Source organism: Nitrospirota bacterium, from assembly GCA_030645475.1.
Taxonomy (GTDB): domain Bacteria; phylum Nitrospirota; class Nitrospiria; order Nitrospirales; family Nitrospiraceae; genus Palsa-1315.
The window spans coordinates 1-3,737 of record JAUSMA010000003.1; the positions used below are offsets into that span (position 1 = coordinate 1).

2 protein-coding genes are annotated in these 3,737 nt (G+C 58.8%); both read right to left on the reverse strand.

Annotated elements, in window-relative coordinates:
- Positions 1-2,963, reverse strand: a 2,963-nt coding sequence (locus tag Q7U76_00060; protein ID MDO8354773.1) for a PAS domain S-box protein, incomplete at its 3' end; no start/stop codon positions are given.
- 254 nt (positions 2,964-3,217) lie between these two features.
- Positions 3,218-3,634, reverse strand: coding sequence for a preQ(1) synthase (gene queF, locus Q7U76_00065; protein MDO8354774.1), 417 nt, complete (start codon positions 3,632-3,634; stop codon positions 3,218-3,220).
- Positions 3,635-3,737: the final 103 nt, after the last annotated feature.

Genomic DNA, 3,737 nt, shown 5'->3' on the forward strand with positions numbered 1-3,737 from the left:
CTCAGATAGTCGTCCATGCCGGCCGCCAGGCATTGCTCACGGTCTCGTTCCCTGGCGTTGGCCGTTAGCGCAATGATGGGGATGTGCGCCGCTTGCGTTTGCCGTTCTCGTTCGCGTATGCCCGCTGTGGCCGTGAAGCCATCCATGACGGGCATCTGGCAGTCCATGAGGATGAGGTCGTAAGAGCTGGTCTCGGAGCGTTCGAGGGCCTGGCGCCCGTCTTCCGCGCTGTCGACGTGGTAGCCAAGCAGTTCAAGTATCCCGATCGCAACCTCGCGATTGACGGGATTGTCTTCGACCAGGAGTATGCGGCGGTCGGTTTCCCGTGGCGTGAGGGCTGTTGCCACGGCAGTGGACGGGGCTGCTGTCGCTCCCTGGAGATGTCGGCGCAAGCAATCCCGCAACGTTGATTGGCGCACCGGTTTCTGCAGCCATGCGATAAAGCCCAGCGGCTCAGTCTGCCAGCCGGGCGCCTGGTTCTCTCCGGAGTTGAGGGCCAGGAGGCCGACGGTGCGGAGTGCGGGATCGGCCTTGATCGCGCGGGCGAGCATGAGGCCGTCCATGCCGGGCATGCAGACGTCGAGCAGGGCCAGGTCGAACGGTGTCCGGTTGTTCGCATACTGACTCAAGAGTTCCAATGCGGCGCCACTGTCTGCACTGACCACCTCGGCCCCCCAGGCGGTGAGCGGTGCGTTCAGCACAAAGAGATTCGTCGGATGGTCATCCACGATGAGCACCCGGAGGCCGGTCAGGAACCGAGCATCCTCCAACTCGGCGCTGTCCCGTGGTGCGGCACAGCCCAGGCGCACCGTGAACCAAAACGTCGAGCCTTGGCCGGGCGCACTGGCGAGGCCCACCTCGCCCCCCATGAGCTGCACGAGTTGTTTCACGATGGCCAACCCGAGTCCCGTGCCGCCGAACTGCCTGGTGGTGGACCCGTCGGCTTGGGAAAATGCGGTGAAGAGACCAGCCTGTGCCGAGGGGTGGATGCCGATGCCGGTGTCGGTGACGGCGCATTTCAGCGTCAGCGTCTGGGCATCCTGCGCCAGGAGGTGGAACCACACCGTCACGTTGCCTCGTTGTGTGAACTTCATGGCGTTGCCCACCAGGTTCAGGAGCACCTGGCGGAGCCGGTTTGGATCGCCGATGGCACGGGCAGGGATCTCTTCCGGGAGAAAGCAGGTCAAGTTCAGCCCTTTCCGTCCGGCCGATTCAGTAAACAGATCGACGGCCTCTTCCACCGTTTCTCGGAGCCCGAACTCCAGTCGCTCCAGCTCCAGCTTGCCGGCCTCGATCTTCGAGAAATCCAAAATCTCGTTGATGACTCCCAGCAGGGCGGTGCCGGACCGATGGACGTTCTCGGCCAGGTGCCGTTGTTTGTCGGTCAGGGGGGTATTCAGCAACAGTTCAGCCATCCCGAGGACCCCGTTCATGGGCGTCCTGATTTCGTGGCTCATGTTGGCGAGGAATTGACTTTTCGCCAGGGTGGCAGCCTCGGCGCTTTCCTTTGCCTGGCGTAGTTCGGTCTCCACATGTTTTCGTTCCGTAATATCCATAATAGTGGCAATAATGACGAGTCCGGCAGCGGTCTGCACCGACCTCAATCCCACTTCGGCGGGGAATTCTGAGCCGTCCTTTCGTCGTCCCTTCAGGTCACGCCCCATGCCCATCGTTCTTAGACTGGGCGTATCCATAAAAGCGGTTCGGTCTTTGACATGTTGGTGTCGCGCGGCCTCAGGGATCAGGCTCTCAACTGGCTTGCCAAGAAGTTCGGCCCGCGGATACCCGAAGATTTTTTCCATTTCGGCATTCACCATACGCATGATGCCGGTCTGATCGACCAGGACCATACCGCTTGGTGCGGATTCCACCACGATGCGCAGCTTTTCCTCCCACTGTTTTCTCTCGGAAATATCCCTGATAAAGCCGCTGAAGGTCGTCCCCGATGCCAGCCGGAGTGGTGTAATGGCCAGTTCAATCGGAAACTCCGTTCCATCGGAGCGCAGCGCGGTAAGCTCCAGGCGCTTTCCCAGCGCCGGGCCGTCACCTGTTGCCAGGTAGTGTTGCAATCCCCGGTTGTGGGCCTCGCGATATTGCGGGGGGACGATGGTGTCCGAGAGCTTCCGCCCGATCACTTCGCGTCTGGTCCATCCGAGGATCTGCTCGGCCTGAGGGTTCCAGTCGGTAATCCGACCCTGATCGTCCATGACGATGATGGCATCCAAGGCACTATTCACGATTGAACGGGTTTGCTCCTCGCTGTCTTGGAGCCTGCGCAGGAGAGGCGCGCTGATCTGGCGGTTGATGAGCCAGCCCACCAGGAAAATTGTGCCGATCAGGCCTAGACCCAGGATCCCGAGGAGGTACGTTCGCTCCTTGAGCACGGAGCTGGCTTCTCCTTCGACTTGGAGGCGCTGCCTGTCCGCGAGGTGGATGAGTTCGAGAATTTTCCGTCGATGTTGCTCGAAATCGCTGGCGAGAGAGCCATGTACGAGATCTGCCATGATGCGGGTGTCTCCGCGTATTACAGCCGGGAGAAATTCTCGGTTCCATTGTTCATAGAAGGCTGTTGCCCACCGGCCAGATTCGATGAGATTGTCCCGCAGCCCGCCTGGGGGCAGGCGGTTGAGCCATTCAGCGTGCTTAAAACTGAATTCCTGTTCGAGCTGTTTGAATCGCCCAATGAAGGCTTCTTGTTTCGAGGGCGGGGCACTCAGCAGCTCCAAGGTCACGAGGTAGGAGTCTACAATGTAGAGCGGAGGGGGGAGTGCATCAGTCGACAGGTCTTTGCTGAGGGCGATTTGAGCATAGAGCGGTCCGTGAATTTGCACCGTCGTGACCGTATTGTGCACTGCGAGGGTGAACCCTCCGGTGGCGATGATTGCGGCACCGACAAGCAATCCGAGCCGGTGCTTGAAGGATGAGGGGCGGCGGTTTGAAATGGCCACTTCCTGTGGAGCCATACACTCACCTGATGAGAATAGAAAGAGAGAGCTCGCTCTTTCACTTATCGGACGAGACGCAGAGAGGCTTAACCCCCATCGTTCGACAGAGTGCGAGTCCACAGGAGGATCTCTCATCGCCATCCGGTGGGAGCAGCCGTATATCCTGGAGCCTGAGCCACGTTTTGCTCGGCTGAGCCGATCACGACCGTTTCGAGGCGAGTGTAATAGCTATGTCAATTGAGAAGAGGACTGTTGTGGATAGGGCCGGACTCTTAGGGATAGGTTGCTTCGATTTTACTCGATAATCCACCGCGCGCTGTAAACTCACCGGTGACCTTGGCCCAAACTGGCTTGGAGGCCGTTACGATATCCTGGAGGATACGATTGACCGCGTTCTCATAGAAGATCCCGAGATTTCTGTACGCGTGGAGATACATTTTCAACGACTTCAGTTCCAGGCATTCTTTGCCCGGCATGTAGTGTAGTGTGATGGTCCCGAAGTCAGGAAGGCCGGTCTTCGGGCAGATCGCGGTATATTCAGGAATCGTGATGGTGATTTCGTAGCCCTTGTATTGGCTCGGGAATGTTTCAATGTCCGGCAGTGGTGCGGTAATCCCGCTCTTCGCATGGTCCTCGTTGTACCCGAGGGCGGTGGTTCTTGATGTTCTTTTTGTCGTCTTACGTTTCACGGTTCACGCCTCACGTTATTATTAACTCGCTACAGGCAGACTGCATCTACACGCCAGAATCTTACAAGTTGAACGGCTAGGGTAGCGGAAGAGCTGGACGCAG